The following is a 25431-nucleotide window of genomic DNA, read 5'->3' on the forward strand; positions in this document are numbered from 1 at the left end:
CGCCCGTACACACGACGGTGCCGTACGGACCGGCCTCGCGGGCGAGGCCGTGGGTCCGTACGGCACCGGGGTGTTGCGGGTGGGGCGGGCGCGTCAGACGCCGGCGTAGGAGTGCAGGCCGGTGACGAAGATGTTCACGATGAAGTAGTTGAAGAGGTAGCAGACGAAGGCGATCACACCCAGCCAGGCGGCCTTGCGGCCCTTCCAGCCGACGGTGGCACGGGCGTGCAGGTAGCAGGCGTAGGCGACCCAGGTGATGAAGGACCAGACCTCCTTGGGGTCCCAGCCCCAGTAACGGCCCCAGGCGGCTTCGGCCCAGATGGCGCCCGCGATGATGGTGAACGTCCACAGCGGGAAGACGGTGGCGTTGACGCGGTAGGCGAACTTGTCGAGCGAGGCGGCCGAGGGCAGCCGCTCCAGGACCGAGGTGGCGAAGTTGCCGGGCTGCGGGCCGTCCGGGTCGGCGAGCTTGGCCTCGTAGCGGTCGCGGAAGAGGAAGAGCAGGCTCGCGACCGCACCGAGGTAGAGCACCGCGCCGGAGATGATCGCGCAGGAGACGTGGATCCACAGCCAGTACGAGTGCAGTGCCGGCACCAGCTGGTCGCTGGCGGTGTACAGGACGCTGATGGCCAGGCCCAGGTCGAGCAGGACGGTGGTGATCAGCGGCAGGCCGAGCCAGCGGACGTTCTTCTTGAGCAGCAGCAGGACCAGGTAGGCCGTCACCGCGACCCCGCCCAGGGTCGTGGAGAACTCGTACATGTTGCCCCAGGGGGCGCGCTGCACGGACACGGCGCGGGTGACGATGCCGCCGACGTGCAGCGCCCATGCCAGGACGGTCAGCGAGATCGCGATCCGGCCGTAGAGGTCGCCCTTCTCAGTGCCGCCGTGCGCGCCGGGGCCGTCGGGGACGTCAGGGCCGCCGGCCGCGGACCGGGTGACGACCTTGGGGCGCTCCAGGACGGCGGTGCCGCCCTTCTGCCTGGTCTGGACAGGTGCCGCGGCGGTGGCAGCGACCTGGGCGGTCAGGGCGGCGGCGGTCCGGCCGACCTTGCTGCGGCTGCCGAACACCCACTCGGCCATGTAGGCGAGGAAGGCGAGGGTGTAGACGGCCATCGCCGAATACACCAGCACATTGCTGTTGTGAGCCAGTGTCTCGTTGGCTGCGGCAGCGAGATTCACGCGCGCGCTCCTTCGGAGGGATCAGCAGGATCGGCAGAGTCGGTAGGCTCCGTCGGTTCTTCGGCGGACGGGGCGGAATCGTCCGCGGTGTCCGGGGAGGGCGCGGCGGCGAGCGGGGCGCTGGGCGTCAGCGCGGCCGCGAGGGCGGCGAGTTCCTCGGCCACCCGGGCCGATTCGCTGCGCCCGAGGCCGGCCATCTCGACCATGGTGACGCCGTCGGCGGGCCGCTCCGCACGGACCCAGACGCGGCGGCGCTGGATGAACAGCGAGCCGGCGAGGCCGAGCAGCGCGCAGACCGCGCCGGTCAGGGCGAGGCCGTTGCCGGGCTGGTGGGCGATCTTGAAGCTGGCCCAGGTCTTGATGCCCTCGAAGGTGATGGAGCCGGCGCCGTTCGGAAGCGTCATCGTGGACTCGGCGTCGAGCTGCTGGGGGGTCAGCTCGGCGCCGGCGTGGCCGAGCATCTGGGCCGCCCGGTCCTTGGGCAGCAGCATCTTCTTGAAGATGTCGCCGCTGGCGTCCTTGTACTGCTTCAGCCGCTTGGTGTCGAGCTGGTAGACGTTCTGCGGCAGGCCGGAGTCCAGGCCGAGGTCGCCGTGCCAGGCGTTGACCGACAGGACGGGGAAGTCCGGTGCGGGGAACTGGGAGAACATCGACCCGGAGTTCTTGCCGCCGAAGGTCGGGACGAACAGCGCCTGGAAGCCGAGCTGGTTGCGCTGGCCGTCCTTGGTCTGCGCGCCCGGGACCTTCACCACGCCGGAGGAGGTGAAGTTCTTCGGGTCCTGCGGGAGGAACGGCACCGCACCGTGGTAGACGACCTTGCCGCGGGCGTCCTTGACGGTGACGACCGGCGCGTAGCCGTGGGAGAGCAGGTAGACCTTGTTGCCGGCGATGTCGAGCGGGGTGTTCACCTCGATCGACTTCTTGTGCGGTGTGCCGTCCGCGCCGGTGAAGTAGGTGATGTTGGCGCGGAAGGTGCGGGGGGTGCCCTTCTGCGGGCCGGTCCGCTCGTAGGTCGCGTCGAACGAGTTCATGGTGAACCCGAACGGCTCCATGGTGTCGGTGTCGAAGAACGGGCCGGAGCTGAAGTCGTCGTACTGGGTGAGGCTGTTGGAGAAGCCGTCGCCCTCGGTGACCAGCTTGCCGCCCTCGGACTTCCACAGACCGCTGACGGCGAACGCCACCAGCATCACGATCAGCGCGACGTGGAACAGCAGGTTGCCGGCCTCGCGCAGGTAGCCCTTCTCGGAGGCGACCGAGGTGTCCTCCCGGCGGACCCGGAAGCGCCGCTTCTTCAGCAGCCGCTCGGCCGCCGCGAGGACCTCCTCGGGCGCCGCCTCGGTGTGCCAGGTGGTGTACGCGGGCAGCCGGGTCAGACGGCGGGGGGCCACCGGCGGGCGGCCGCGGAGCTGGCCGATGAACTGCCAGGCGCGCGGCACGATACAGCCGATCAGCGAGATGAACAGCAGCAGGTAGATCGCCGAGAACCAGACCGAGCTGTAGACGTGGAACATCCCCAGCTTGTCGTAGACCTCGCCGAGGGTCTCGTGCTTGGCCTTGAACGCGTCGACCTTGACCGGGTCGATGCTGGTCTGCGGGATCAGCGAGCCGGGGATCGCGCCGATGGACAGCAGGAAGAGCAGCAGCAGCGCCACCCGCATCGAGGTCAGCTGCCGCCAGAACCAGCGCACCCAGCCGATCGGGCCGAGGGAGGGGAGGGAGACGTCCTCCTTGGGGGCGGTGGAGAGCTGGGCTCCGGCAGTGCCGAGATCACCGCCCTGGTCGGCGGCGGCGCCCGGCTCGTCCGTGGTGTCGGTCTTGGTGGACATCAATCAGATCCCAACGGTGATGCTTTGCGTCCAGCTCTGTAGCTGGGACATCAGGATGTCCCAGACGCCTGTGAGGAGGAGGACGCCGAGGGCGATCATCATGCCGCCGCCGGCCCTCATCACCCAGACGTAGTGCCGCTTGACCCAGCCGAAGGCCCCGAGGACCCGGCGGAAGGCGAGTGCCACCGCGATGAACGGCAGGCCCAGGCCCAGGCAGTACGCCACGGTGAGCAGTGCGCCGCGGCCGGCGCTGGCGTCGTAGAAGGAGAGGGTGTTGACGGCGGTGAGGGTGGGGCCCAGGCAGGGCGTCCAGCCGACGCCGAAGAGGACGCCGAGGACCGGCGCGCCGGCCAGCCCCATCGCAGGCTTCCGGTGGAACCGCAGCTCGCGCTGGCCGAACCGCTTCAGGACGCCGGCGAAGGCCAGTCCGAGCAGGATCATCAGCACGCCCAGGACGCGCGAGATGACGTCCTTGTAGTCCTGGAGGGTCTTGCCGAAGAAGCCGAAGAGGGCGCCGCCGGAGACGAAGACGGCGGTGAAGCCGAGGACGAACAGGAAGGCGCCGGCCAGCATCCGGCCGCGCCGGGCCTCGGCGAGGTCGGTGCCGGTGACCCCGGTGACGTACGACATGTAGCCGGGGACGAGGGGCAGCACACAGGGCGAGAAGAACGAGACCAGGCCGGCGACGAGGGCGACCGGGACGGCCGCGATCAGGGCACCGGTGAGGATGGTCTGGTTCTCCGCGGCGTTGGCGGCGAGCGCGATCACGCGATCACTTCTCGGCGATCAGCGGGTCGACCATCTTGCGCAGGTCGTCCTCGGCGAGCGGGCCGATCGAGCGCGCGGCGATCCGCCCCTGCCGGTCGATGGCGATCGTGGACGGGATCGACTGCGGGTTGAGGCTGCCCTTGGGGAAGCGCAGCATCAGCTTGCCGGTGGGGTCGTACAGGCTCGGGTAGGGCACCTTGTGCTGTTCTTCGAACTCGGTGGCCTGCGACTTCTCGGCGTCGCGGGTGTTGATCCCGATGAACTGGACGCCCTTGTCCTTGTCCTCGTTCGCGACCTTGGCGAAGTTGGGGGCCTCGGCGATGCAGGGGCCGCACCACGAGCCCCAGACGTTGATGATGACGACCTTGCCCTTGTAGTCGGCCACATCCAGCTTCTTGCCGGTGGTGGTCTCCCCGGACAGGTCGGGGGCGGGCTGCCGCTCGTCGGGCTTGACGGTGTCGACGCCGTTCTTGCCCTGGACGAACCGGGTCTGCGCCGAGCCGCCGGAGGCACCGTCGCCGCAGGCGCTCAGCGTCAGCGAGGCGGCCGCCGCTCCCGCGGCGAACAGGGCGAGACGGCGGCGACTGGTGAGGCGGCGGGGGGCGCGGCTGTCACTCATGTGAAAAGTTTCGCATGGGCCATTTGCGGATCTTCCGCGCCCCCCTCGCCCCGCCGCACAGCTGACGAAGGGCCATGTCAGACCGTACGGAACGAAAGCTTCCGGCGCGTCACCGGGGGTCCCCCGGGGGCACCGGGCCGCTCAGGCGGCCGCGGAGAGGTACGACTTCCAGCCGCCGGCCGGCCGCTGACCGACGCCCAGCCCCTGGAGTTTGCGGACGACGCCGGGGTCCTGGACGTCGAGCCAATCGGTGAACTGGCGGAAGGAGACCAGCCGGACGTCCTTGTTCCGCTCGTCGGCGATGTGCTTGAGCGCCTCTTCCACGGCGTCCATGTAGATGCCGCCGTTCCACTGCTCGAAGTGGTTGCCGATGAAGAACGGCGCGCGGTTGGTCTCGTAGGCCCGCTGGAATCCGGCGATGTACGCCTCGCTGGCCTGCTTGCGCCAACCCGGGTAGTTGGCCGGCGGCGCCTTGGTGGAGTTCTTCGACTGGTTGGCGAGGATGTTGTAGTCCATCGAGAGCACCTCGAAGGAGTGACCCGGGAACGGTATCTGCTGTAGCGGGAAGTCCCATATCCCCTGCTTCTTGCGGGGCCACATCTGCAGACCGCCCGGGGAGCTCGCGTCGTAGCGCCAGCCCAGTTCGCGGGCGGTGGGCAGCAGGTTCTCCTGGCCGAGCAGGCAGGGCGTGCGGCCGCCGACCAGTTCCTTGCTGTAGTCGAAGGGCAGCGGCTCGGCGTCGGCGAGGCCGGTGTGCGTCTTCCACTTCGTGACGAAGCCCATCGCCTGGTCTATCTCGGACTTCCACTGGGCGGGCGTCCAGTGCGCCACGCTGCCCCGGCCGGAGCAGAAGTGGCCGTTGAAGTGGGTGCCTATCTCGTGCCCGTCGAACCACGCCTGCCGGACGTTGTCGAGGGTCTCGCGTATGTGCGCGTCGCTGAGGTAGCCGATGTCGGAGGCGCCGGGGCGGTTGTTCGGCGGGAGGTAGAGGCGCTTCTTGTCCTCGGGCAGGAGGTACAGCCCGGAGAGGAAGAAGGTCATGGCCGCGCCGTGGTCCTTGGCGAGCTTGCGGAACCGGGGGAAGAGGCCGTTGCCGACCTCTCCCGCCCCGTCCCACGAGAAGATCACGAACTGCGGCGGGGTCTGCCCCGCAGCCAGCCGCTCGGGCGCGCCGGGCTGGTGGGGCTGCTTGCCGTAATGGGCGGTCGAGCCGTCACCTATGAGCTTGGGGCGGGCCGGTGCCGCGTTCTTGACCCGCTGCCCCTCCTCGCCGTCCTGGCCCGAGGCGGAGCACCCGGCGACGCCCAGGGCCGCGGCCGCCCCGACCCCCATCCCGAGCAGATTCCGCCGACTCATCGCGCCCATAGCGTCGTTCCCCATCCGTGCTCACCGAACTCGACATCCATATAAACGGACATCTTTATAGAGGGCATGTCGGACGGGGAGGTTCCGTGCTATTGGGTCAGATCTTGCATTTCCGGCGAATTTGACATTTCGCCACGTGATGGCGCGTCAGGCCCCGAAAGCCTTGGACTTGCCCTTCGCGGGTTTGGCGCCGGCCAGCAGGTGGGAGGGAACCAGGTCGCGCGCCGGCTCGCTGTACCCCACCGAGATGATCTTGTCACCGTGGAAGGTGAACGAGGTCAGCGAGGCCAGGGTGCACTGCCGCTTCCGCGGATCGTGCCACAGCCGCCGCCGCTCGGCGAAGCTCCGCACGATCCAGATCGGCAGCTGGTGGCTGACCGCCACCGCCTCGTGCCCGCGGGCCGCGTCCCGGGCCGCGCCGAGCGCCGCCATCATCCGGACGACCTGCTCCAGATACGGCTCGCCCCACGAGGGCCGGAACGGGTTGGTCAGGTACTTCCAGTTGCCCGGCTTCTTCAGCGCGCCGTCCCCCACCCCGAAGGTCTTGCCCTCGAAGACGTTGGCCGCCTCGATCAGCCGCGCGTCGGTGGCGATCTCCAGGCCGTGCGCCCCGGCGATCGGCGCCGCGGTCTCCTGCGCACGCTCCAACGGCGACGCCACCACGTGCGTGACGTCCCGCTCCGCGAGGTGCTCGGCGACCTGGTCGGCCATCTTCCGCCCCAGGTCGGAGAGGTGGTAGCCGGGCCGGCGCCCGTAGAGCACGCCCTCCGGGTTGTGGACCTCGCCGTGCCGCATCAGGTGCACCACGGTGATCTCGTCGCCGCCCTGCTCGCCGTCGCTCATCCCACCCACCGTCCGGTCCGTCCCGCTCGTGCCGGTCATGCGCTGGCCTCGGCCGCGGCCCGGGCGGCGGCCGGCAGTGCGGCGGCGATCCGCTCGACGGCCGCGTCGTCGTGCGCGGTCGAGACGAACCACGACTCGAACGCGGACGGCGGGAGGTAGACCCCCTGCGCCAGCATCGAGTGGAAGAAGGCGGTGAAGCGGAACGACTCCTGCGTCTTGGCCTTCTCGTAGTCCGTCACCTCGGCGTCCGTGAAGAACACCGAGAACATGTTCCCGGCGACCTGGAGCCGGTGCGCCACGCCCTCCTTGGCCAGCGCCGCGGTGACCAGCCCGCGGACCTCCGCGGAGACCGCGTCGACCTTCGCGTACGCGGCGTCGTCCAGCAGCCGCAGCTGCGCGACACCGGCGGCGGTGGCGATCGGGTTCCCGGAGAGCGTGCCCGCCTGGTAGACCGGCCCGGCCGGAGCGAGGTGCGCCATGACGTCCGCGCGCCCGCCGAAGGCCGCGGCCGGGAAGCCGCCGCCCATGACCTTGCCGAAGGTCATCAGGTCCGGACGGACCCCGTCGATGCCGTACCAACCGGCCTTGCTGACCCGGAAGCCGGTCATGACCTCGTCGGAGATGTACAGCGCGCCGTTGCGCGAACACAGGTCCGCGAGCCCCTGGTTGAAGCCCGGCAGCGGCGGGACGACGCCCATGTTGCCCGGCGACGCCTCGGTGATCACACAGGCGATCTCGCCCTCGTGCGCGGCGAACGCGGCGCGCACGGCGGCCAGGTCGTTGTACGGCAGCACGATCGTGTCGCCGGCCTGCGCACCGGTCACCCCGGGGGTGTCCGGCAGCCCGAACGTCGCGACGCCCGAACCGGCCGCGGCCAGCAGCGCGTCCACGTGGCCGTGGTAGCAACCGGCGAACTTGATCACCTTGGCGCGGCCGGTGAAGCCGCGCGCCAGCCGGATCGCCGACATGGTCGCCTCGGTGCCGCTGGAGACCAGCCGCACCTGCTCGACCGGCGCGATCCGCGCCACGATCTCCTCGGCCAGCTCGACCTCACCGGCGCCCGGCGTCCCGAAGGACGTCCCGCGGGCGACCGCGTCCTGGACCGCGGCGATCACCTCGGGGTGCGAGTGGCCGAGGATCATCGGCCCCCACGAGCACACCAGGTCAACGTATTCCCGGCCATCGGCATCAGTGAGGTACGGACCGGTACCGGACACCATGAACCGGGGCGTACCACCCACGGCTCGGAACGCCCGCACCGGAGAATTCACGCCGCCCGGCGTCACCACGGACGCACGGTCGAACAGCGACTGCGAAACAGGGGCTTCATACGGAAAAGACACTGTGATCCTGACCTGCATATACGGGGGGGGAGGGCGGCGGCGCGCGGACACGGCCCGGCTGACAGCGGTACGGGAACCACCCTGCGGACCACCCGGCCCGCCGACGCGATTCCCCTTCATTCCCTCTTGGTTTCTTTTTCGTTCCTCTCGCTCGCGACCGGGCCCCAGACCCCGCGCGTCTGCGAAACTGGGGCGTCGTACGAGTGGGTCACGCAAGCAATGGTCTCAGAGGCGCACGGGGGCGTGCGGCCGGGCGTTTCACGCGCCGGTGACGGGGGAGGTCTCTGAGACGATGATCGGGTTGCGCGGCTGGGGCTGCGAGTGGTCGGGTGGAGATATGCATCGCGGTGGCGAACTGGGCGAGGGAACCAATGACCGGGGTCCCGAGCGCGCCCAGCGCGGCCGTCACCGACGCGACGGCGCCGAGAGAACCGGGGACGACCGGCGCGAGGCCACCGAAGGCATTACGGGCGGGGATAACAAGGGCGGCCGCATGGGGGTGACGTACAAGTACTTCGGCGCGCCCAACGGCGCCACGGCTGCCCGGGTCCCGATCTCGATGCGTCCCGAGGAACTCGGCGGTGACGAGCTCGGCATGGGCGGCATGTTCACCAAGATCAAGCCGGAGACGATGGCCGCCATGGTCCTCACCGGTATAGAGGGCATACCGCTGCACAAGGTTCCGCCGCTGGAACTGGTCGTGCTCCACCCCGACTACGCCGTCGTCAAACTGCCCATGACCGTGGTCGACCCGCTGCGCGGCGTCGGCGAGGAGTCCGTCGGCGCGGCCGCCTTCATCTGGTCCACCGTCCCCGACCGCGGCGGCCCGCAGGACGCCTTCAGCGTCTACCGGCTCCTCCACGAGTGGCAGGACTTCTCCCACCGCCTCCACGAGGCGGGACACCAGGCGTACTGCCTGGTGTGGCCGTAACGAGGCCGGGCGAGCGGGGCGACCCGGCCGGCGCCGGGGCGTCCACTCCACAGGGGCCCACGGGCGGGGCGCCGTGCCCCAGTGCCGCAGGAGGGGCGGGTACCCCGTGCGCCGGCCGGTCGCCTCGGTGCCGTCACCAGGTGGGGCGGGCCGAGACGCCGCCGTCCACGACGAGATCGTGCCCGGTGATCCAGGAGGCCATCGGCGAGGCGAGGAAGACGCAGGCGTCGCCGACGTCCTCGGCACGCCCCAACCTCCCGGTGGGCACGGCTTGTTGCCAGCGGCGCACCCCCTCCGGCCAGTCCTCGGCCAGCCCGGGCCGCTCGATCAGACCCGGCGAGACGGTGTTCACGCGGATCCCCTGGGGCCCGTACTCCAGCGCCGCGGCCCGGGCGTGCATCACCACCGCCGCCTTGGCCGCGCAGTAGTGGGCGTGCCCCGGTGCCGGGCGGTCCGCCTCGATCGAGGCGATGTGCGTCACCGATCCCCCGCCGGCCGCGCGCAGCACCGGCACCGCGGCCTGGGTGCAGGCGAAGACGCTGTGGACGGTGGGATCGGCGACCGCCCGCCAGTCGGCGAGCGACATCCCGGCGAGGTCCTGGACCGGCTGCACCCCGGCGTTGTTGACCAGGCCGGTCAGCCGCCCCCGCCACGCGGCGGCCTCCGCCACCAGCCGCCGGCACTCCTCCTCCACGCCCAGCTCCGCGTGGAGCGCCAACGCGCTCCCGCCGCCCCGCTCGATCTCCCCGACCAGCTCGCGCGCGGCCGCACCGCCCGCCCGGTAGTGCACCACCACCGCCGCCCCGGCAGCGGCGAACCGCACCGCGATGCCCCGACCGATCCCGCCCGACGCCCCGGTGACGAGCACCACGTGACCGGTGAGGTCGGGGAGGTCGGCGCGCCCCCCGCGGTCCGCGCAGGCGGCATCCGTCGGACCTGCCTCCCCCACTGCCCCCGCTGCCCCCGCTGCCCCCGCTGCCCCCGTAGGACGATCCTCCTGGCCGAATGCGCCCTGTTCCGCGGCGAGTTCGGGAGTGCCCGCCCCGCCCCCGCCGTTCGGCTCATGAGGGGTCCGCACCACTGTCATGCCCGGCTCAGCGCTCCGATCCGCAATGCCTCGTGGGGGAACCGGGCGGTCAGCCGACCGGCGTCCCCGTGCTCGTAGTCCGCGAAGGTGAAGCCGGGCGCCATCGTGCAGCCGAAGAGCGTCCAGGCGCCGCCGGCGGCGACCTCGGCGGCCATCCAGGTGCCGGCCCCGACCGTGAACTGCACGTGCTGGCCGCCGAGTACGTCCGGGCCGAGGACGACGGTGCGGGCCGCGTCGGCGCGGCCCTGCGCGGGCTCGTCCTCGGACAGCAGGAACAGGCTCAGCGGGTCGCCCCGGTAGAAGTGCCAGGTCTCGTCGGCCGGCAGCCGGTGCAGCGCGGAGAAGACGCCCGGCTCGGCGGTCAGCAGCATGACGATCGCCGAGCCCTCGGGCCGACCGTCCGGCCGCTCGGGCCCGGCCCAGGTGCTCCGGTACCAACCGCCCTCGCGCGGCAGCCGGGTCAGCCCGTAGAAGGCGACCAGTTCCTGCGGGAACCGGTCCCGGGGCACCGCGGGGTGTTCGTCCATCCGTCTGGCCGCCTTCCGCTCGTCCGCGGGCCGGTGCGGTCGCCGTACCGGCCGGTGGGCCCGCCGGCCCCGGTCGCTTGGCCGGCTGTCGCCTCACCCTAGGGGCGGACGGGGCGCGGGCCGCGGAACGAGCGGCAGAATCGGGCCATGTCTGATCCCGTCACGGCCTCCTCGGCTCCCGCTCCGGACGCCAACTGCCCTTCCTCCGCGGCCCCTTACACCGGCGACCCCAACGACACGGCGCCTTGGCGCACCGTCGAGGCGCTCGTCGGGTGGCTCGACCGGGAGAGTGCGTTGCCGAAGGAGCAGGAGCGCGTGCTGCGCGTCCTGAAACTCTCGGAGGAGGTGGGCGAGGCGGCCCAGGCCGTCATCGGGGCCACCGGCCAGAATCCGCGCAAGGGGCACAGCCACACGTGGGACGACGTGCACGCCGAGCTGTGCGACGTGATCGTGACGGCGATGGTGGCGCTGCGGACGTTGACACCCGAGGCGCGGCAGGTCTTCGAAGGCCACCTGCGGCGGATCGCAGAACGGGTGCCGGGGCCGGGCCCGTCCCCGGAGACGGGGACGGGGACGGGGACGGGGACGGGGACGGGGACGGGGACGGGCGGGGCGGTGAGCCCCTGACGCCTGCGCATCCGCTCCGTCAGGGGCGCTCCGCCGTCAGGTAGCGCTGGATGGTGGGGGCCAGCCAGGCGACGAGTTCGTCGTGACCGAGGTCGACGGCGGGCGGGACGCGCAGGACGTAGCGGCACAGCGCCATGCCCAGGATCTGCGACTCGATCAGGGCGGCGCGGGCCGCCGCCTCCTCCGGCACCGGGCAGGCCGCGTCGATCATCGGCCGCGCCTGCTCGGCGAAGACCCGCCGGATGCACTCGGCGCCCGCGTCGTTGGTGGCGCCGACGCGCAGCATGCCGGTCAGCGTCTCGTCGCCCTCCCAGAGCTCTATGAAGTGGCGCACGAGCCGGGCGCCGCGCTCCTCGGGCGGCAGCGCCGCCAGGTCCGGCACGCGCAGGTCGATCTCCGCGGCGGCCGCGAAGAGGCCCTCCTTGTTGCCGTAGTAGCGCATCACCATCGACGGGTCGATGCCCGCGTCCCGGGCGATCGCGCGGATGGTGGCGCGCTCGTAGCCGTCGGCGGCGAAGCGGTCCCGGGCGGCGGCGAGGATCGCGGCACGGGTGGCGTCGGAGCGGCGGGGGCGGCGGTGGGTGCCGACGTCTGGGGCCTCGGCGGCGACCGGCGGCGGACCGGCGTCGATCTCGGGGCCGACCGCCGCGGCGGGGCCGGCGGGCCGGCCCGCGGACCGAGGGCCGGAGGGGGTGGCGGAGGGATTGCGTTCGACCATGTCAACAACTGTAGGCCAACGAGCGTTGACATGCGAGCGGCGAGAGCCGTACGCTTGCCAACAAGCGTTGACCAACAGTTGTTGACCACCGTGCGTTGGTAGGAGGCGGCAGACATGGATGCCCTCAACCGCAAGCCCGCAGACCTCAGCAGCGAACTCAGCAGCGACCACGACGACGACCCGACCACCCGACCGACCGTCCCGCCCGCACGGCCGGAGAGCGACCCCGGCGCACGGCGCGCTCCCGCCGCCACGCCCGCCGGCGGGGACACGGACGTGATCGTCGTCGGCGCCGGTCCGACCGGCCTGCTGCTCGCCGGGGACCTCGCCGAGGCCGGGATCGCCGTCACACTCCTGGAGCGGCGCGACGACACCACCAGCAATCTCAGCCGGGCCCTCGCCGTGCACGCCCGTTCGCTGGAGCAGTTGGACGCCCGCGGGCTCGCCGACGAGCTGATCGCCGGCGGCCATCGGCTCCCCGGCCTCCAGGTGTTCGGGGACGGCACGCTCACCGCGGGCCGGCTCCACAGCCGCTTCCCCTTCGTCCTGATCACGCCGCAGTACGCAGTCGAGCGGCTGCTGCTCCGGCGCGCGCGGCAGGCCGGTGTCACCTTCCGGTACGGAGCGGAGGTGCTGGGGCTCACCCAGGACGCGGACGGTGTGACGGTGCGGTTCCGGGCGGCCGCGGACGGGGCCGGAGTAGCGGCCGGGGACGTCGGGAGCCTGCGCGCCGGCTACGTGGTCGGCACCGACGGCGCCCGCAGCTCCGTCCGCGCGGCGATCGGCCTTCCCTTCCCCGGAAAGGCCGTCGTCCGCTCCGTCGTCCTCGCCGACGTCCGGCTGGACCGGGCGCCCGACTCCCCCTTCGCCGTCCGCGCCGCCCGTGACGCCTTCGCCCTGGTCGGCTCGTTCGGTGACGGCTGGTACCGCGTCCTGGGGTGGAACCGCCACGCGCAGGCCCCCGACGACGCCCCCGCCTCCCTCGACGAGGTCCGCGAGGTCACCCGGCTCTCCTTCGGCACCGACTTCGGCATGCACGACGCCCGCTGGATCTCGCGGTTCCACAGCGACGAACGCCAGGCCCCCGCCTACCGCGTCGGCCGCGTCTTCGTCGCCGGTGACGCCGCGCACGTCCACTCCCCGGCCGGTGGCCAGGGGATGAACGTGGGCCTCCAGGACGCGGCCAACCTCAGCTGGAAACTGGCGGCGGTGGTGCGGGGCCACTCCCCCGACCGCCTGCTCGACAGCTACCAAGAAGAGCGCCACCCGGTCGGCACCGCGGTGCTGCGCAGCAGCGGTGCCCTCATCCGGCTCGCGCTGCTGCGCGGTGCCCCGGCCCGGGCCCTGCGCCGCCTCGGCGGGCAGTTCCTCACCCGCCTGCCGTCGCTGTCCCGGCGGGCGATCGGCGGCGTCTCCGGCATCGACGTCGCCTACCCGGCCGGGCCCGGCGCCCATCGGCTGGTCGGCCGCCGCGCGCCCGACCTCCGCCTCGCCGGTGGCGGACGGCTCTACGAGCTGCTGCGGCAGGGGACGTTCGTCCTCGTTACCCCTGCGGGCGAGATACCGCGGGAGGCGCTGCGCGAGGCCGCGACCGACCGGGTCGTCACCGCCTGCTGGGCGAGCGAGCGCCGGACGGCCCTGCTGGTGCGTCCCGACGGCTACGTCGCCTGGGCCACCGACGCCACCGCCCCCGGCGCACGCGCCGCGGCGCTCCGCTCCGCCCTCGCCCGGTGGACCGGCGCCGGATCCGACCCGGCCGACGCCTCCCCCTCGTCCGCCCCATCCGCCTCGTCCGCCCCATCAACCTCGTCTGCCTCGTCCGCCCCCGCTGCCGCACGGTCCGCGGGTCGCTCCGCACGGAGGTGAGGCGCCGGGGCGGCCGCGGTGGCACCGATGCGCTCCGGTCCGTGGGCGGTGACCCGCGCGCCACGCGCCGGCAGCGAGCCGGGACGGGCCCGTCCTCGCCCGGGGCCGGCCCGGGTCCTTACGCTGAGCGGCATGCTCATCGCCCGTTCCGTAGCCCTGTTCGTCGTCGCCGCGCTCTTCGAGATCGGCGGTGCCTGGCTGGTGTGGCAAGGGGTGCGGGAGCACCGGGGCTGGGCGTGGATCGGCGCCGGGGTGATCGCCCTGGGCGTCTACGGCTTCGTGGCCACGCTCCAGCCGGACGCCAACTTCGGCCGGATCCTCGCGGCGTACGGCGGGGTGTTCGTCGCCGGGTCGCTGGCCTGGGGCATGGTCGCGGACGGCTACCGTCCTGACCGCTGGGACGTGATCGGCGCGCTGGTCTGCCTGGTCGGCATGGCCGTGATCATGTACGCCCCTCGCGGCCGCTGACCCCCTCCTGCCGCCCGTCTGGCCATGCCGGGCGGGGCGCCGTTGCCCGGCCGCCCATGCCCGCCCGGCGCGTGCCCGCCCTGGACTCGGCGGAACCAAGCCGCCGAACCCGCCGGGCACTGCATCGGCGCGCTGCACCAGAGCACGGGGCCCGGCCACGGGACCAGGCCGGGAACCAACGCATCCATCGGGGCGGGACGCAGACGCCGCAGGGCCGAGGGGCCATGCTCGCCCGGTCCTCCGGCCGCCGACCCGTCGCGCTCCCCTGCATATCCTGGCCACGCACGCACCACCCGCGCCACCCCCACCACCCGCACCCCAAAACACCGAAGATCACGGCAGACACCGAAGATCACCGAAGATCACCAACCGCACGACCGCACGCGCAGCGCCTCCACACCCCGCACCACGGCGCAGCGCAGGCACCGCACGCACCGCACCACGGCATACGGGGCTCCGTTCGGCCCCGGCCCCGACCCCGGCCCAGCCCCGGAACCGGCTCGCACACCGCACCACGACGGCGCGGGCCACCTGCACCCTGGTTCACGGGCGGCACCACGACGCGCCGTCCGCACCCGTACCGCGTAGAGGGAGAGCACCATGACCGCCGACACCGCCGGCGTCCGTACCGCCGTCGTCACCGGAGCGAGCAGCGGCATCGGCGCCGCGACCGCCCAGGCGCTGTCCGCCGCCGGCTACCGGGTCGTGCTCACCGCCCGCCGCAAGGACCGCATCGAGGCACTCGCCGCCGAACTCCCGCACGCCGAGGCGTACGCGCTCGACGTCACCGACCGCGCCGCGGTCGACGCGTTCGCGCGCTCCCTCGGCCGCTTCCCCTCCGTGGACGTCCTGGTCAACAACGCCGGCGGCGCGGTCGGCGCGGAGCCGGTGGCCACCGGCGATCCGGCCGACTGGCGCACGATGTACGAGGTCAACGTGCTCGGCGTGCTGCACATGACCCAGGCGCTGCTGCCCGCGCTGACCGCCTCGGGCGACGGCACCGTCGTCGTCCTCTCCTCCACCGCCGGCCACGGCACGTACGAGGGCGGCGGCGGATACGTCGCCGCCAAGCACGGTGCGCACGTCATCGCCGAGACGCTCCGCCTGGAGCTGTGCGGCGAGCCGGTACGGGTCATCGAGGTGGCCCCCGGCATGGTCAAGACCGAGGAGTTCGCGACCACCCGTTTCCGCGGCGACGCCGAGAAGGCCGCCAAGGTCTACCAGGGCGTGGACGCACCGCTCACCGCGCAGGACGTCGCCGACACCGTGGCCTGGGCGGTCACCCGTCCCCCGCACGTCAACATCGACCTGCTCGTCGTCCGCCCCCGGGCGCAGGCATCCAACACCAAGGTGCACCGCAACAGTTGACGGGACGGCGGGTGGCGGGACCGGCACCGGCGGGGTGGTGGCTCCAGCGGGGTGGGGGATCGATCGCCGCGGCCCCGCCCGCCGCCCGCCGCAGGGCCCGCGCTGCTCCGGGAACCCACCCCGAAAAGAGGGGGCCTAGGTACACCCCCTGCTGGGTGTGCGGGCCCCGTGTCCCGCTCCCCCCGCGCCGCGACAGTGGACGCATGCCAACGACCCCGAGCCCCGCGTCCCCACCACCGGCCGCCGGCCCGCACGCAGCCCGTCCCGCGCCCGCCGCCCCCGGTGGCACGCGGCGCCGCCGTCCCCCGACCGCCCTCTGGCTGGTCCCGCTCGTCGCGGTGTCGCTGCTCGTCACGGCGCAGGCGGTCAGCGCCTACGTCCCGCCCGACCTGCACACCAGTCGCGTCCCGCCGCGCAGCGAACTGCACTACGCGCTCCTGGTGGCGCACGTCTTCACCGCCACCGTCGCGGTGCTGACCGGCCTCGCCCAGTGCTGGCCCTGGCTGCGCCGCCGGCACCCGGTCGCCCACCGGTGGATCGGCCGGACCTACTTCTTCGGCGGGGTGTTCCCGTCCGCCCTGATCGGCATACCGGTCGTCTACTTCGTCCCGCTGGGGCTGAGCAACCAACTGTCCCTGGCCGTGCTCGACGCGTTGTGGATCGTCACCGGAGTCGCCGGCTACCGCGCCGCCCGCGCGCGCCGCTACGCCGACCACCGGGAGTGGATGGTCCGCAACGTCGCGCTGACCCTGGTCGCGCTCACCTCGCGGATCATCCAGCCCGTCGTCGAGCACCTCGTGGCGAGCCAACTCGCCGACCCGGTCGCGTACGCGGGCGATCCGCTCGCGGCCAACCACGACATCGCCAGCACCTCGTCGTGGTGCGCGCTGCTGTTGAACCTGATCGCCGCCGAGTACCTGATCCAACGTCGCCGACCGGCCCGACGCCGCCCGGCGGCAAGCGCCCTCCGCGGGGAACACGTCGCGTAGGCCCCGACGGCCCGGCGCCCACCGGGCCGGTGGGCGCGGCGGGCGCGGCAGGCGCGGCGGGCGGGCCGCTCCGGGCGGAGCGAGCGCCCCGCCCCTCACCCCTTCACGCACACCACCTGCTTGAGCTTGGCGACGACCTCCACGAGGTCCCGCTGCTGCTCCATGACCTTCTCGATCGGCTTGTAGGCGCCGGGGATCTCGTCGACGACCCCGGAGTCCTTGCGGCACTCCACGCCCCGCGTCTGCTCCTCCAGGTCGCGCGTGGAGAAGCGCTTCTTCGCCGCGTTCCGGCTCATCTTGCGGCCGGCGCCGTGCGAGGCGGAGTTGAAGGACGCCGGGTTGCCCAGCCCGCGGACGATGTACGAGCCGGTGCCCATCGAGCCCGGGATGATCCCGTACTCACCGCTGCCGGCCCGGATGGCGCCCTTGCGGGTCACCAACAGCTCCACGCCCTCGTAGGTCTCCTCCGCCACGTAGTTGTGGTGGCAGGAGATCACCGGCTCGAAGGTCGGCCGGGCCTTGCGGAACTCCGCGCGGACGACGTCCTGGAACAGGGCCATCATCACGTCACGGTTGTGCCGGGCGTACTCCTGCGCCCAGAACAGGTCGTTGCGGTACGCCGCCATCTGCGGGGTGTCCGCGACGAAGACGGCGAGGTCGCGGTCGACCAGCCCCTGGTTGTGCGGCAGCTTCCGGGCCTGCTCGATGTGGTGCTCGGCCAGTTCCTTGCCGATGTTGCGGGAACCGGAGTGCAGCATCAGCCAGACCGCGCCGGTCTCGTCCAGGCAGAACTCGATGAAGTGGTTGCCGGAACCCAGCGAACCCATCTGCTTGGCCGCCCGCTCGTGCCGGAACTTGACCGCCTCGGCCACGCCGTCGAAGCGACCCCAGAAGTCGTCCCAGCCGGCGGTCGGGAACCCGTGGACGCGCCGCGGATCGACCGGGTCGTCGTGCATGCCCCGGCCCACCGGGATCGCCTGCTCGATGCGGGAGCGCAGCCGGGACAGGTCACCGGGCAGGTCGTCGGCGGTGAGCGAGGTCTTGACCGCGCTCATCCCGCAGCCGATGTCCACGCCGACGGCGGCCGGACAGACCGCGCCGCGCATCGCGATGACCGATCCGACGGTGGCCCCCTTGCCGAAGTGCACGTCCGGCATCACGGCCAACCCCTCGATCCACGGAAGGGTGGCGACGTTGCGCAGCTGCTGCATCGCGACGCCCTCGACCGTGGCCGGATCGGCCCACATGCGGATCGGCACCTGGGCGCCGGGCACTTCGGTGTACGACATACCTGTCTCTTTCCCCCGGAAAATTGAAAAACGCAAAAGCCGGACAATATGCCCGATCTTGGACGGCGAACCGACGTTCGCGGCGAAACGTGCGGTAGACATTGTGTCCATCGGCCGCCACCCGGCGGCAACCGCATTTCCGCAGGGAAGGAGCCGCGAACGATGCCGCGCAAGTCGTTCGTACCCGGTGCCGCACTGCTGGTCACCGTGGCCCTGGCCGCCGGCCTGACCGGCTGTTCCGGAGGTTCCGCCACGGGCACCAGCGGCGGTGACGGCAAGGGCGGTGACGCCACCGCGGCCAGCCCGTCCGCGCAGCCGGGCCGCTACCAGACCCTGCCGGAAGCCTGCGGCCTGCCGTCCCGCGGCACCCTGCGCGCCATGCTCCCCGGCGACGACCAGCAGCTGTCGCAGGCGGACGCGCAGAAGATCTACGGCGGCCGGGCCGACATCACCTACGACACCGACCGCCGGGTCGGCTGCCAGTGGACGCGGGAGACCACCGCGGGAACCCGCCACCTCACGCTCGACATCCAACGCGTGGTCTCGTACAACGCCGCGGTCAGCGACGACGACCGGGCGCAGGAGCTCTACCTCGGCAAGGAGCAGGCCGCCAAGATCCCGTCCGCCGGCTCCGACGCCCCCTCGGCGTCGGCCAGCCCGAAGGACGCTCCCAAGGGCCAGCAGAAGCCGTCGGCCGGCGCCACGGACGCGGACGGCGGCCAGGGCGCCGCCGCGGGCGGGAAGAAGGCGGACGGCGCCGCGGCGGCGACCAGCGCCCCGGCCACCCCGTCCGGCTCCCCCTCGGCGACCCCGTCCGACCCCACGACGGGCCCCGGCAGTCCGCTCGCCCCGCGCGTCCTGGACGGCCTCGGCGACGCGGCCTTCCTGAACGACCAACTGATCACCACGGACTCCGGCGTGCACCGCGACATCACTGTGGTCTTTCGCACGTCGAACGTCATCGTGACGCTCACCTACGACCAGTGGTCCACGGACAAGACACAGCTGCCGGAAAGCCAGGAACTGCAGGACAAGGCCCGTTCCCTGGCCGGCGAACTGGCCGACAGCCTCAGCGAATAGACCCCGTTGATGCCGTTAATCCGGATCGGGCGCTTCGCTCACGAATCGCCCGATTCGTCACGCCGCTCAATCGTTATGAATCGGCCACGCCCCTCGCTCCGCCGCGTACCGTGCCCTAGGACCAGCCCCGAGCCCGGGGCCGGGCCAGCACGCTCCACAAGGGTCCGCACCGACTCGACGACGACGAACAGCGAAGGAACCATGCACCGATCCGCCAAGCGACTCGCCAGCCTCCTCACCTGCGCAGCAGTACCGGTGCTGCTCGTCGCCGGGTGCTCCGGCTCGGACGGCAAGAGCTCCGGTGACAGCACTCCCTCCGGCTCGTCCAGCGCCGCTGCCAGCAGCCCCTCGCCGACCGTCGCCGCCGCGAAGTTCAAGAAGCTGCCGAACCCCTGCGAGGCGTTCTCCAAGGACACCATCAACAAGCTGCTGCCCAAGGTGAAGGACGCCGCCGGCAGCCAGGGCAAGTCCACCGACACCGCCTCCCGCGGCGCCTGCTCCTGGAGCAGCTCCGACGACCAGGGCGTCGACGGCACCCAGTTCCGCTGGCTGGACGTCGCCTTCCAGCGCTACGACTCCGACCCGACCATCGGCTCGGGCGAGAAGCGGGCCACGGACTTCTACACCCAGCAGATCAACGACGCCAAGGCCACCCAGGGCGCCAAGAAGGTCGCCGCCGTGCCGACCGCGGGCACCGGTGACGCGGCCACGGCCATCAGCTACGACGTCAACAAGGAAGACAACGACTTCAAGAACACGACGATCGTGGCACGCACCGCCAACATCGTCGTCACCCTCAACTACAACGGCGCGGGCATGGCCGGCGCGGACACCCCCAACGGCAACGACCTGCTGAAGGCCGCCCAGGCCGCCACCAAGGAAGCCGTCACCGCCGCCACCAAGGCCAACCAGGGCTGACCCGCCCGGGGCGGCGGCACCGCCCGGGACCCCCTCCCGCGCCCGGAGCCCTCCCCGACCCGGCAGGAACGGGTGTGCAACGCTATGCGCGCCAATTCGCCGAGTCCGGGGAGGGACCGCGGGTGTCCGCGACACAGACCGCGCAGTTGACCCGTACGCACCGCGTCCTGATCGGCGTGGTCATCGCCGGCGCGGTCCTCATCGCGGCGATCGGCTTCACCGGCTCCTACGCGGCGGTCCGCGCCCTGGCCGAGAAGAAGGGCTTCGGCGCCTTCGCGGTGGTCTTCCCGCTCGGCATCGACGCCGGCATCGTGGTCCTTCTCGCCCTGGACCTGCTGCTCACCTGGATCCGCATCCCGTTCCCGCTGCTGCGCCAGACCGCCTGGCTGCTGACGGCCGCGACCATCGCGTTCAACGGCGCCGCCGCCTGGCCCGACGCCCTGGGCGTCGGGATGCACGCGGTGATCCCGGTGCTGTTCGTGGTCGCCGTGGAGGCCGCCCGGCACGCCGTCGGCCGGATGGCCGACCTCACCGCCGACAAGCACATGGAGGGCGTCCGGCTCGCCCGTTGGCTGCTCGCCTTCCCCTCGACCTTCCGGCTGTGGCGCCGGATGAAACTCTGGGAACTGCGCTCCTACGACCAGGTCATCCGGCTGGAACAGGACCGGCTCGTCTACCAGGCGCGGCTGCGGGCCCGCTACGGGCGGAACTGGCGCCGCCGAGCACCGGTCGAGTCGCTGATGCCGCTGCGACTGGCCCGGTACGGCGTCCCCCTGGCCGAGACCGCGCCGGCCGGGCTCGCCGCGGCCGGCATCGACCAGCCGGTGGACGCCGCCCGCTCCCGCGCGCTCTCCCCGGTCCCCGCCCACCCGGGCCCGGAGGCGCTGCCGACCGCCGCACCCCCACGGCCGGCACCGGAATCGGAACGGCAACCGGAACCCCCGCAGGAGTCGGGGCAGGAGTCCGCAGCCGCGGCGGAACCGGTGGCGGCCGGGCGGCCCGCGCCCCAACCGGCTGCGCCCGACGCGGAAGGGGCGCCCGCGTACCAGGACGTCCCCCGGCCCCGCCCGGAACCCGTAGCGGAAGCCCCCGAGCCCGCCGCCCCGTCCGTCGCGCCGCACGAGCCCGAACCCACCGCGGCCGGCCCCCAGTTGACCGTCCCGGTCGGCCCGGGCCGCAGCCGCCCCCTGGGCACCGCGGGCGGCGCGCTCCCCCAGGACGCGCCGGACGATGCCCCCGTCGAGCCTCCCGTCTGGGAGCCCGCCGACGACGCGCCCCGGGACGAGAAGTACTTCGCGGCGTTCCGCTCGTACGTGGCGGAGAAGAACGACTTCCCGGACTCCCGGCAGTTCGGCCGCTATCTGCTGGAGTTCTACGGGTACCAGGGCCGCGACGGCGGCCCGCTCAGCGAGGGCTACCTGCGCGGCTTCATCCGGGACTTCCGCGCCCGCTTCCGGATGGAGATGGAGGCGGAGCACATCCCGTAGGCGGACCGGGCGGCCCCGGCCGCGCCGAACGGGACCGCCCCGCAAGCCCGTTGGAGCCGCCCGGCCACGGTGCGGACTACGCCGCCGCCCCCGCTTCCTTCCGCTTGCGGTCGGGCTCCCCCCACACCATCAGTGCCGCGCCCGCGGCGAAGACCCCGGCGTAGGCGGGCCAGGGCAGGTCCACCACGTGCCGGAGCACGCCCCAGGGGCCGTCGAAGAAGAGCAGGCCGAAGAGGCCCAGCGCACCCTGGACCATGACGATGAACCCGATGATTGCCCTCATCCCGTCATCGTGACGGCTTCGGCCCCGGGAACCGTCGTTCCCGGGGCCGAACCCGTTCTCACCCTCAGGGAGGAGGAGGCCGCCCGGGCCTCCTCCCGTCAGCCGCCCAGCAGCTTGCGGACCCGGTCCGCACCCACCGCGAGCAGCAGCGTGGGCAGCCGGGGGCCGGTGTCGCGGCTGACCAGGAGGTTGTAGAGCAGCGCGAAGAACGAGCGCTGCGCGACCTTCAGCTCCGGGGTCGGCTTGGCCTCCGGGTCCAGACCCGCCTGGACCTTCGGAACGCCGTAGACCAGGGTCGTCAGGCCGTCCAGCGACCAGTGGTCGTCCAGGCCGTCGAGCAGCAGCCGCAGCGCGCCCCGGGACTGGTCGTCCAGGGAGCCCAGCAGCTCCGCGTCGGGCTCGTCGCGGACGACGGTGCGCTGGTCGGCGGGGACCTGGGTGGCGATCCAGTGCTCGGCCTTGTCGAGCCGCGGCCGGGTCTCCGCGAGGGAGCCGACCGGGTTCTCCGGGTCGAGTTCGCTCAGGATGCGCAGGGTCTGCTCGTCGTGGCCGCCGGTGATGTCCGCGACGGAGGCGAGCGTGCGGTACGGCAGCGGGCGCGGCGTGCGCGGGAGTTCACCGGCGGCGGTGCCGACGGCCCGGGCGTAGGCCCCGGCGTCCGCGGGCTGCGCGGTGCCCTCGGCGACCTTGGCCGCGAGCTTGTCCCACTCGTCGTAGAGCCGCTGGATCTCCTGATCGAAGGCGATCTTGAAGGACTGGTTGGGCTTGCGGCGGGCGTACAGCCAGCGCAGCAGCGGCGCCTCCATGATCTTCAGTGCGTCGCCCGGGGTCGGCACGCCGCCCTTGGACGAGGACATCTTCGCCATGCCGCTGATGCCGACGAAGGCGTACATCGGGCCGATCGGCTGGTCGGCGCCGAACACCTCGCGGACGATCTGCCCACCGACGACGAACGACGAGCCGGGCGAGGAGTGGTCCACGCCGGACGGCTCGAAGACCACGCCCTCGTAGGCCCAGCGCATCGGCCAGTCGACCTTCCAGACCAGCTTGCCGTGGTCGAACTCGCGCAGCGCCACAGTCTCGGAGTGGCCGCAGGCGACGCACTCGTAGGACATCTCCGTGGTCGCGTCGTCGTAGGCGATGACCTTGGTGAAGTCCTTGTTGCAGACCGTGCAGTACGGCTTGTACGGGAAGTAGCCCGCACCGCCGGCGCTGCCGTCGTCCTCGGTGGCCGCGCCGGAGCCCTCGGCCGCCTCCAGCTCCGCCGCGTCCACCGGCTTCTGCTGCTTCTTCGGCTTGCCGGTGGCCTTGTCCTTGGTGCGGTAGCGGCCCAGGACGGCGTCGATGTCGCCGCGGTGCTTCATCGCGTGCAGGATCTGCTCGCGGTAGGCGCCGGAGGTGTACTGGGCGGTCTGGCTGACGCCGCGGTACTCGATGCCCAGCTCGGCCAGGGACTCCTCCATGGCCGCCTTGAAGTGCTCGGCCCAGTTGGCGTGCGGGCTGCCGGGCGGGGCGGGCACGGCCGTCAGCGGCTTGCCGATGTGCTCCTCCCAGGACGGGTCCACACCGGCCGGCACCTTGCGGTACCGGTCGTAGTCGTCCCAGCTCAGGACGTGCTCGCAGGGGATGCCGCGGCGCCGGATCTCGTCGGCGACCAGGTGCGGGGTCATCACCTCGCGGAGGTTGCCGAGGTGGATCGGGCCGGACGGGCTCAGTCCGGAAGCGACGACGACAGGTTTGCCCGGGGCGCGGCGCTCCGCCTCGGCAATGACCTCGTCCGCGAACCTGGAAACCCAGTCGGTTTCGGTGCTCTGCTGAGCCACGATCGGCCCTTCCTCTTCCTGGTGCTTTTCCGATGCGCCCACTCGCGCCCTCCGGTGCCGCGCTCCGTCACCCGCGGCGCGGGCGGAACGGTCCGGACGGACAAAAGCCTGACGGTGCCCATTGTCCCAGACGCCCGTCGCCCGGAAATTCAGTGGTACTGCCGTGGGATACTCAGGGCAAACCCTTTCCACCCCAACGGAACGGCAGCTCAATGGCCTCGGTCACCTCCCTCGCAGCTACGGTCAACCAGCGCGTCGCGGACGCCCTCTCGGCAGCCCTGCCGGAGGCCGGCGCCGCGGACCCGCTGCTGCGACGTAGCGACCGGGCCGACTTCCAGGCCAACGGCCTGCTCGCACTGGCCAAGAAGCTGGGCGGCAACCCGCGGGAGCTGGCCGGCAAGGTCGTCGAGACGCTCGGCACCGACGGCGTCCTCGCCGACGTCGAGGTCTCCGGCCCGGGCTTCCTCAACCTCACCGTCGCCGACCGGGCGATCCTCGCCACGCTCGCCGCGCGGGCCGCCGACGACCGCCTCGGCGTGCCGTACGCGGCGCACACCGGCACCACGGTCATCGACTACGCGCAGCCCAACGTCGCCAAGGAGATGCACGTCGGCCACCTGCGGTCGGCGGTGATCGGCGACGCCCTGCGCAACATGCTGGACTTCACCGGCGAGAAGACGATCGGCCGCCACCACATCGGCGACTGGGGCACGCAGTTCGGCATGCTCATCCAGTACCTGATCGAGAACCCGGGCGAGCTCGCCCCGGCCGACGAGGTCGACGGCGAGCAGGCCATGTCGAACCTCAACCGGATCTACAAGGCGTCCCGTGCCGTCTTCGACGCGGACGAGGAGTTCAAGGAGCGGGCGCGCAAGCGGGTCGTGGCGCTCCAGTCCGGCGACAAGGAGACGCTCGACCTGTGGCAGCGGTTCGTCGACGAGTCGAAGGTCTACTTCTCCTCGGTCTTCGAGAAGCTCGACATGGAGATCCGCGACGAGGAGATCGTCGGCGAGTCGGCCTACAACGCCATGATGGCCGAGACGGCGCGGCTGCTGGAGGAGTCCGGCGTCGCGGTGCGCTCCGAGGGCGCCCTGGTCGTCTTCTTCGAGGACATCAAGGGCAAGGACGACAAGCCGGTCCCGCTGATCGTGCAGAAGGCGGACGGCGGCTTCGGGTACGCGGCGAGCGACCTGTCGGCGATCCGCAACCGCGTCTTCGACCTGGACGCCACGACGCTGCTGTACGTCGTCGACGTGCGCCAGTCGCTGCACTTCCGGATGGTCTTCGAGACGGCCCGCCGGGCCGGCTGGCTGAACGACCAGGTCAAGGCCCACAACATGGGCTACGGCACGGTCCTCGGCGCGGACGGCAAGCCGTTCAAGACCCGTGAGGGCGAGACGGTGCGGCTCCAGGACCTGCTCGACGAGGCGGTGCAGCGCGCCGCCGAGGTGGTGCGCGAGAAGGCGCAGGACCTCACCGAGGACGAGATCCAGGAGCGGGCCGCGCAGGTCGGCATCGGCGCGGTGAAGTACGCGGACCTGTCGACGTCGCCGAGCCGGGACTACAAGTTCGACCTGGACCAGATGGTGTCGCTCAACGGCGACACCAGCGTGTACCTCCAGTACGCCTACGCCCGGATCCAGTCGATCCTGCGCAAGGCCGGCGAGACCGGCCCGGTCGCCCACGAGCAGCTCGAACTCGCCCCGGCGGAGCGGGCGTTGGGCCTGCACCTCGACGCGTTCGGCGCCACCGTCGCCGAGGCCGCGGCGGAGTACGCACCGCACAAGCTGGCCGCGTACCTCTACCAGCTGGCGTCGCTGTACACGACCTTCTACGACCAGTGCCCGGTCCTGAAGGCGGACACCCCCCAGCAGTTCGAGAACCGCCTCTTCCTGTGCGACCTGACCGCCCGCACCCTCCACAAGGGCATGGCCCTGCTGGGCATCCGCACCCCCGAGCGGCTGTAGGACCCCACCCCGCCGCATGACCCGGGCCCCGTACCGCACAGCGCGGTACGGGGCCCGGTC

General features: G+C 72.2%; 23 protein-coding genes. 10 read left to right on the top strand and 13 right to left on the bottom strand.

From position 1 onward, the window contains the following. Nucleotides 1-93: 93 nt before the first annotated feature. The 7 genes from ccsB to hemL form a co-directional block, all read right to left on the bottom strand. The gene (gene ccsB, locus ACLJT4_RS34470) at nucleotides 94-1179 is read right to left on the bottom strand and encodes a c-type cytochrome biogenesis protein CcsB (RefSeq protein WP_411128485.1); all 1086 of its coding nucleotides are present in this window, start codon (nucleotides 1177-1179) and stop codon (nucleotides 94-96) included. Beyond that, nucleotides 1176-3005 (bottom strand): cytochrome c biogenesis protein ResB, encoded by a 1830-nt coding sequence (locus ACLJT4_RS34475; protein WP_411128487.1) that lies wholly within the window; start codon nucleotides 3003-3005, stop codon nucleotides 1176-1178. Before ACLJT4_RS34475 ends, ccsB begins: the two co-directional genes overlap by 4 nt. 3 nt (nucleotides 3006-3008) lie before the next feature. Continuing rightward, on the bottom strand, nucleotides 3009-3773 hold the full coding sequence (locus tag ACLJT4_RS34480; protein ID WP_016570736.1) for a cytochrome c biogenesis CcdA family protein: 765 nt from the start codon (nucleotides 3771-3773) through the stop codon (nucleotides 3009-3011). Nucleotides 3774-3777: 4 nt separating this feature from the next. Next, a complete protein-coding gene (locus tag ACLJT4_RS34485; protein ID WP_275464088.1) occupies nucleotides 3778-4392 on the bottom strand; it encodes a TlpA family protein disulfide reductase in 615 nt (204 codons plus the stop codon). Nucleotides 4393-4533: 141 nt separating this feature from the next. After that, complete coding sequence (locus ACLJT4_RS34490) at nucleotides 4534-5757, bottom strand: lipoprotein (RefSeq protein ID WP_038520207.1); 1224 nt, start codon at nucleotides 5755-5757, stop codon at nucleotides 4534-4536. A 147-nt stretch (nucleotides 5758-5904) separates the two neighbouring features. Then, complete coding sequence (locus ACLJT4_RS34495) at nucleotides 5905-6600, bottom strand: histidine phosphatase family protein (protein WP_275467664.1); 696 nt, start codon at nucleotides 6598-6600, stop codon at nucleotides 5905-5907. Between the two features lie 35 nt (nucleotides 6601-6635). After that, the gene (gene hemL, locus ACLJT4_RS34500; protein WP_078488583.1) at nucleotides 6636-7961 is read right to left on the bottom strand and encodes a glutamate-1-semialdehyde 2,1-aminomutase; all 1326 of its coding nucleotides are present in this window, start codon (nucleotides 7959-7961) and stop codon (nucleotides 6636-6638) included. Between the two features lie 319 nt (nucleotides 7962-8280). Between hemL and ACLJT4_RS34505 the strand changes: the two genes are divergently transcribed. Next, nucleotides 8281-8874 carry a hypothetical protein gene (locus tag ACLJT4_RS34505; protein WP_411128490.1) on the top strand — a complete coding sequence of 198 codons (594 nt, stop codon included), beginning with the start codon at nucleotides 8281-8283 and terminating at the stop codon, nucleotides 8872-8874. Nucleotides 8875-9007: 133 nt separating this feature from the next. Here the strand turns inward: ACLJT4_RS34505 and ACLJT4_RS34510 are convergent, their stop codons facing one another. Beyond that, nucleotides 9008-9823: an SDR family NAD(P)-dependent oxidoreductase gene (locus ACLJT4_RS34510; protein ID WP_411128492.1), complete on the bottom strand. Its 816-nt coding sequence runs from the start codon at nucleotides 9821-9823 to the stop codon at nucleotides 9008-9010. A gap of 134 nt (nucleotides 9824-9957) precedes the next feature. Further along, complete coding sequence (locus ACLJT4_RS34515; RefSeq protein WP_411128494.1) at nucleotides 9958-10488, bottom strand: cupin domain-containing protein; 531 nt, start codon at nucleotides 10486-10488, stop codon at nucleotides 9958-9960. A 147-nt stretch (nucleotides 10489-10635) separates the two neighbouring features. Between ACLJT4_RS34515 and ACLJT4_RS34520 the strand changes: the two genes are divergently transcribed. Beyond that, entirely contained in the window at nucleotides 10636-11115 is a 480-nt protein-coding gene (locus ACLJT4_RS34520) for a MazG-like family protein (RefSeq protein WP_411128496.1), read from the top strand. A 19-nt stretch (nucleotides 11116-11134) separates the two neighbouring features. Here the strand turns inward: ACLJT4_RS34520 and ACLJT4_RS34525 are convergent, their stop codons facing one another. Beyond that, on the bottom strand, nucleotides 11135-11833 hold the full coding sequence (locus ACLJT4_RS34525) for a TetR family transcriptional regulator (RefSeq protein ID WP_411128498.1): 699 nt from the start codon (nucleotides 11831-11833) through the stop codon (nucleotides 11135-11137). Nucleotides 11834-11947: 114 nt separating this feature from the next. On the opposite strand from ACLJT4_RS34525, the gene ACLJT4_RS34530 reads away from it, so the two are divergent. The 4 genes from ACLJT4_RS34530 (at nucleotide 11948) to ACLJT4_RS34545 (ending at nucleotide 16524) form a co-directional block, all read left to right on the top strand. After that, on the top strand, nucleotides 11948-13699 hold the full coding sequence (locus ACLJT4_RS34530; protein WP_411128500.1) for an FAD-dependent monooxygenase: 1752 nt from the start codon (nucleotides 11948-11950) through the stop codon (nucleotides 13697-13699). Nucleotides 13700-13831: 132 nt separating this feature from the next. Next, nucleotides 13832-14167, top strand: a complete 336-nt coding sequence (locus ACLJT4_RS34535; protein ID WP_016572466.1) for a YnfA family protein — start codon at nucleotides 13832-13834, stop codon at nucleotides 14165-14167. A gap of 600 nt (nucleotides 14168-14767) precedes the next feature. Then, a complete protein-coding gene (locus ACLJT4_RS34540; RefSeq protein WP_411128502.1) occupies nucleotides 14768-15535 on the top strand; it encodes an SDR family NAD(P)-dependent oxidoreductase in 768 nt (255 codons plus the stop codon). A gap of 203 nt (nucleotides 15536-15738) precedes the next feature. Continuing rightward, complete coding sequence (locus ACLJT4_RS34545; protein ID WP_411128504.1) at nucleotides 15739-16524, top strand: DUF2306 domain-containing protein; 786 nt, start codon at nucleotides 15739-15741, stop codon at nucleotides 16522-16524. Nucleotides 16525-16619: 95 nt separating this feature from the next. Here ACLJT4_RS34545 and ACLJT4_RS34550 read toward each other — a convergent pair whose 3' ends face one another. Then, on the bottom strand, nucleotides 16620-17813 hold the full coding sequence (locus ACLJT4_RS34550; protein ID WP_016575560.1) for an RtcB family protein: 1194 nt from the start codon (nucleotides 17811-17813) through the stop codon (nucleotides 16620-16622). 162 nt (nucleotides 17814-17975) lie between these two features. Between ACLJT4_RS34550 and ACLJT4_RS34555 the strand changes: the two genes are divergently transcribed. The 3 genes from ACLJT4_RS34555 (at nucleotide 17976) to ACLJT4_RS34565 (ending at nucleotide 21298) form a co-directional block, all read left to right on the top strand. Continuing rightward, nucleotides 17976-18893 (top strand): hypothetical protein, encoded by a 918-nt coding sequence (locus ACLJT4_RS34555; protein ID WP_411128506.1) that lies wholly within the window; start codon nucleotides 17976-17978, stop codon nucleotides 18891-18893. 201 nt (nucleotides 18894-19094) lie between these two features. Continuing rightward, on the top strand, nucleotides 19095-19811 hold the full coding sequence (locus ACLJT4_RS34560; protein WP_411128508.1) for a DUF3558 family protein: 717 nt from the start codon (nucleotides 19095-19097) through the stop codon (nucleotides 19809-19811). A 122-nt stretch (nucleotides 19812-19933) separates the two neighbouring features. Beyond that, the gene (locus ACLJT4_RS34565) at nucleotides 19934-21298 is read left to right on the top strand and encodes a DUF2637 domain-containing protein (protein WP_411128510.1); all 1365 of its coding nucleotides are present in this window, start codon (nucleotides 19934-19936) and stop codon (nucleotides 21296-21298) included. Between the two features lie 76 nt (nucleotides 21299-21374). On the opposite strand, the gene ACLJT4_RS34570 is transcribed toward ACLJT4_RS34565, so the two are convergent. Continuing rightward, complete coding sequence (locus tag ACLJT4_RS34570) at nucleotides 21375-21581, bottom strand: hypothetical protein (RefSeq protein WP_411128512.1); 207 nt, start codon at nucleotides 21579-21581, stop codon at nucleotides 21375-21377. A 98-nt stretch (nucleotides 21582-21679) separates the two neighbouring features. Continuing rightward, complete coding sequence (lysS, locus tag ACLJT4_RS34575; protein WP_411128514.1) at nucleotides 21680-23404, bottom strand: lysine--tRNA ligase; 1725 nt, start codon at nucleotides 23402-23404, stop codon at nucleotides 21680-21682. A gap of 212 nt (nucleotides 23405-23616) precedes the next feature. Between lysS and argS the strand changes: the two genes are divergently transcribed. After that, nucleotides 23617-25371 (top strand): arginine--tRNA ligase, encoded by a 1755-nt coding sequence (gene argS, locus ACLJT4_RS34580; RefSeq protein ID WP_411128516.1) that lies wholly within the window; start codon nucleotides 23617-23619, stop codon nucleotides 25369-25371. The last annotated feature ends 60 nt before the right edge of the window (nucleotides 25372-25431 follow it).

Origin of the sequence: Streptomyces sp. x-19 (assembly GCF_046549115.1) — a bacterium.
In the GTDB taxonomy this organism is placed as follows: domain Bacteria; phylum Actinomycetota; class Actinomycetes; order Streptomycetales; family Streptomycetaceae; genus Streptomyces; species Streptomyces albulus_C.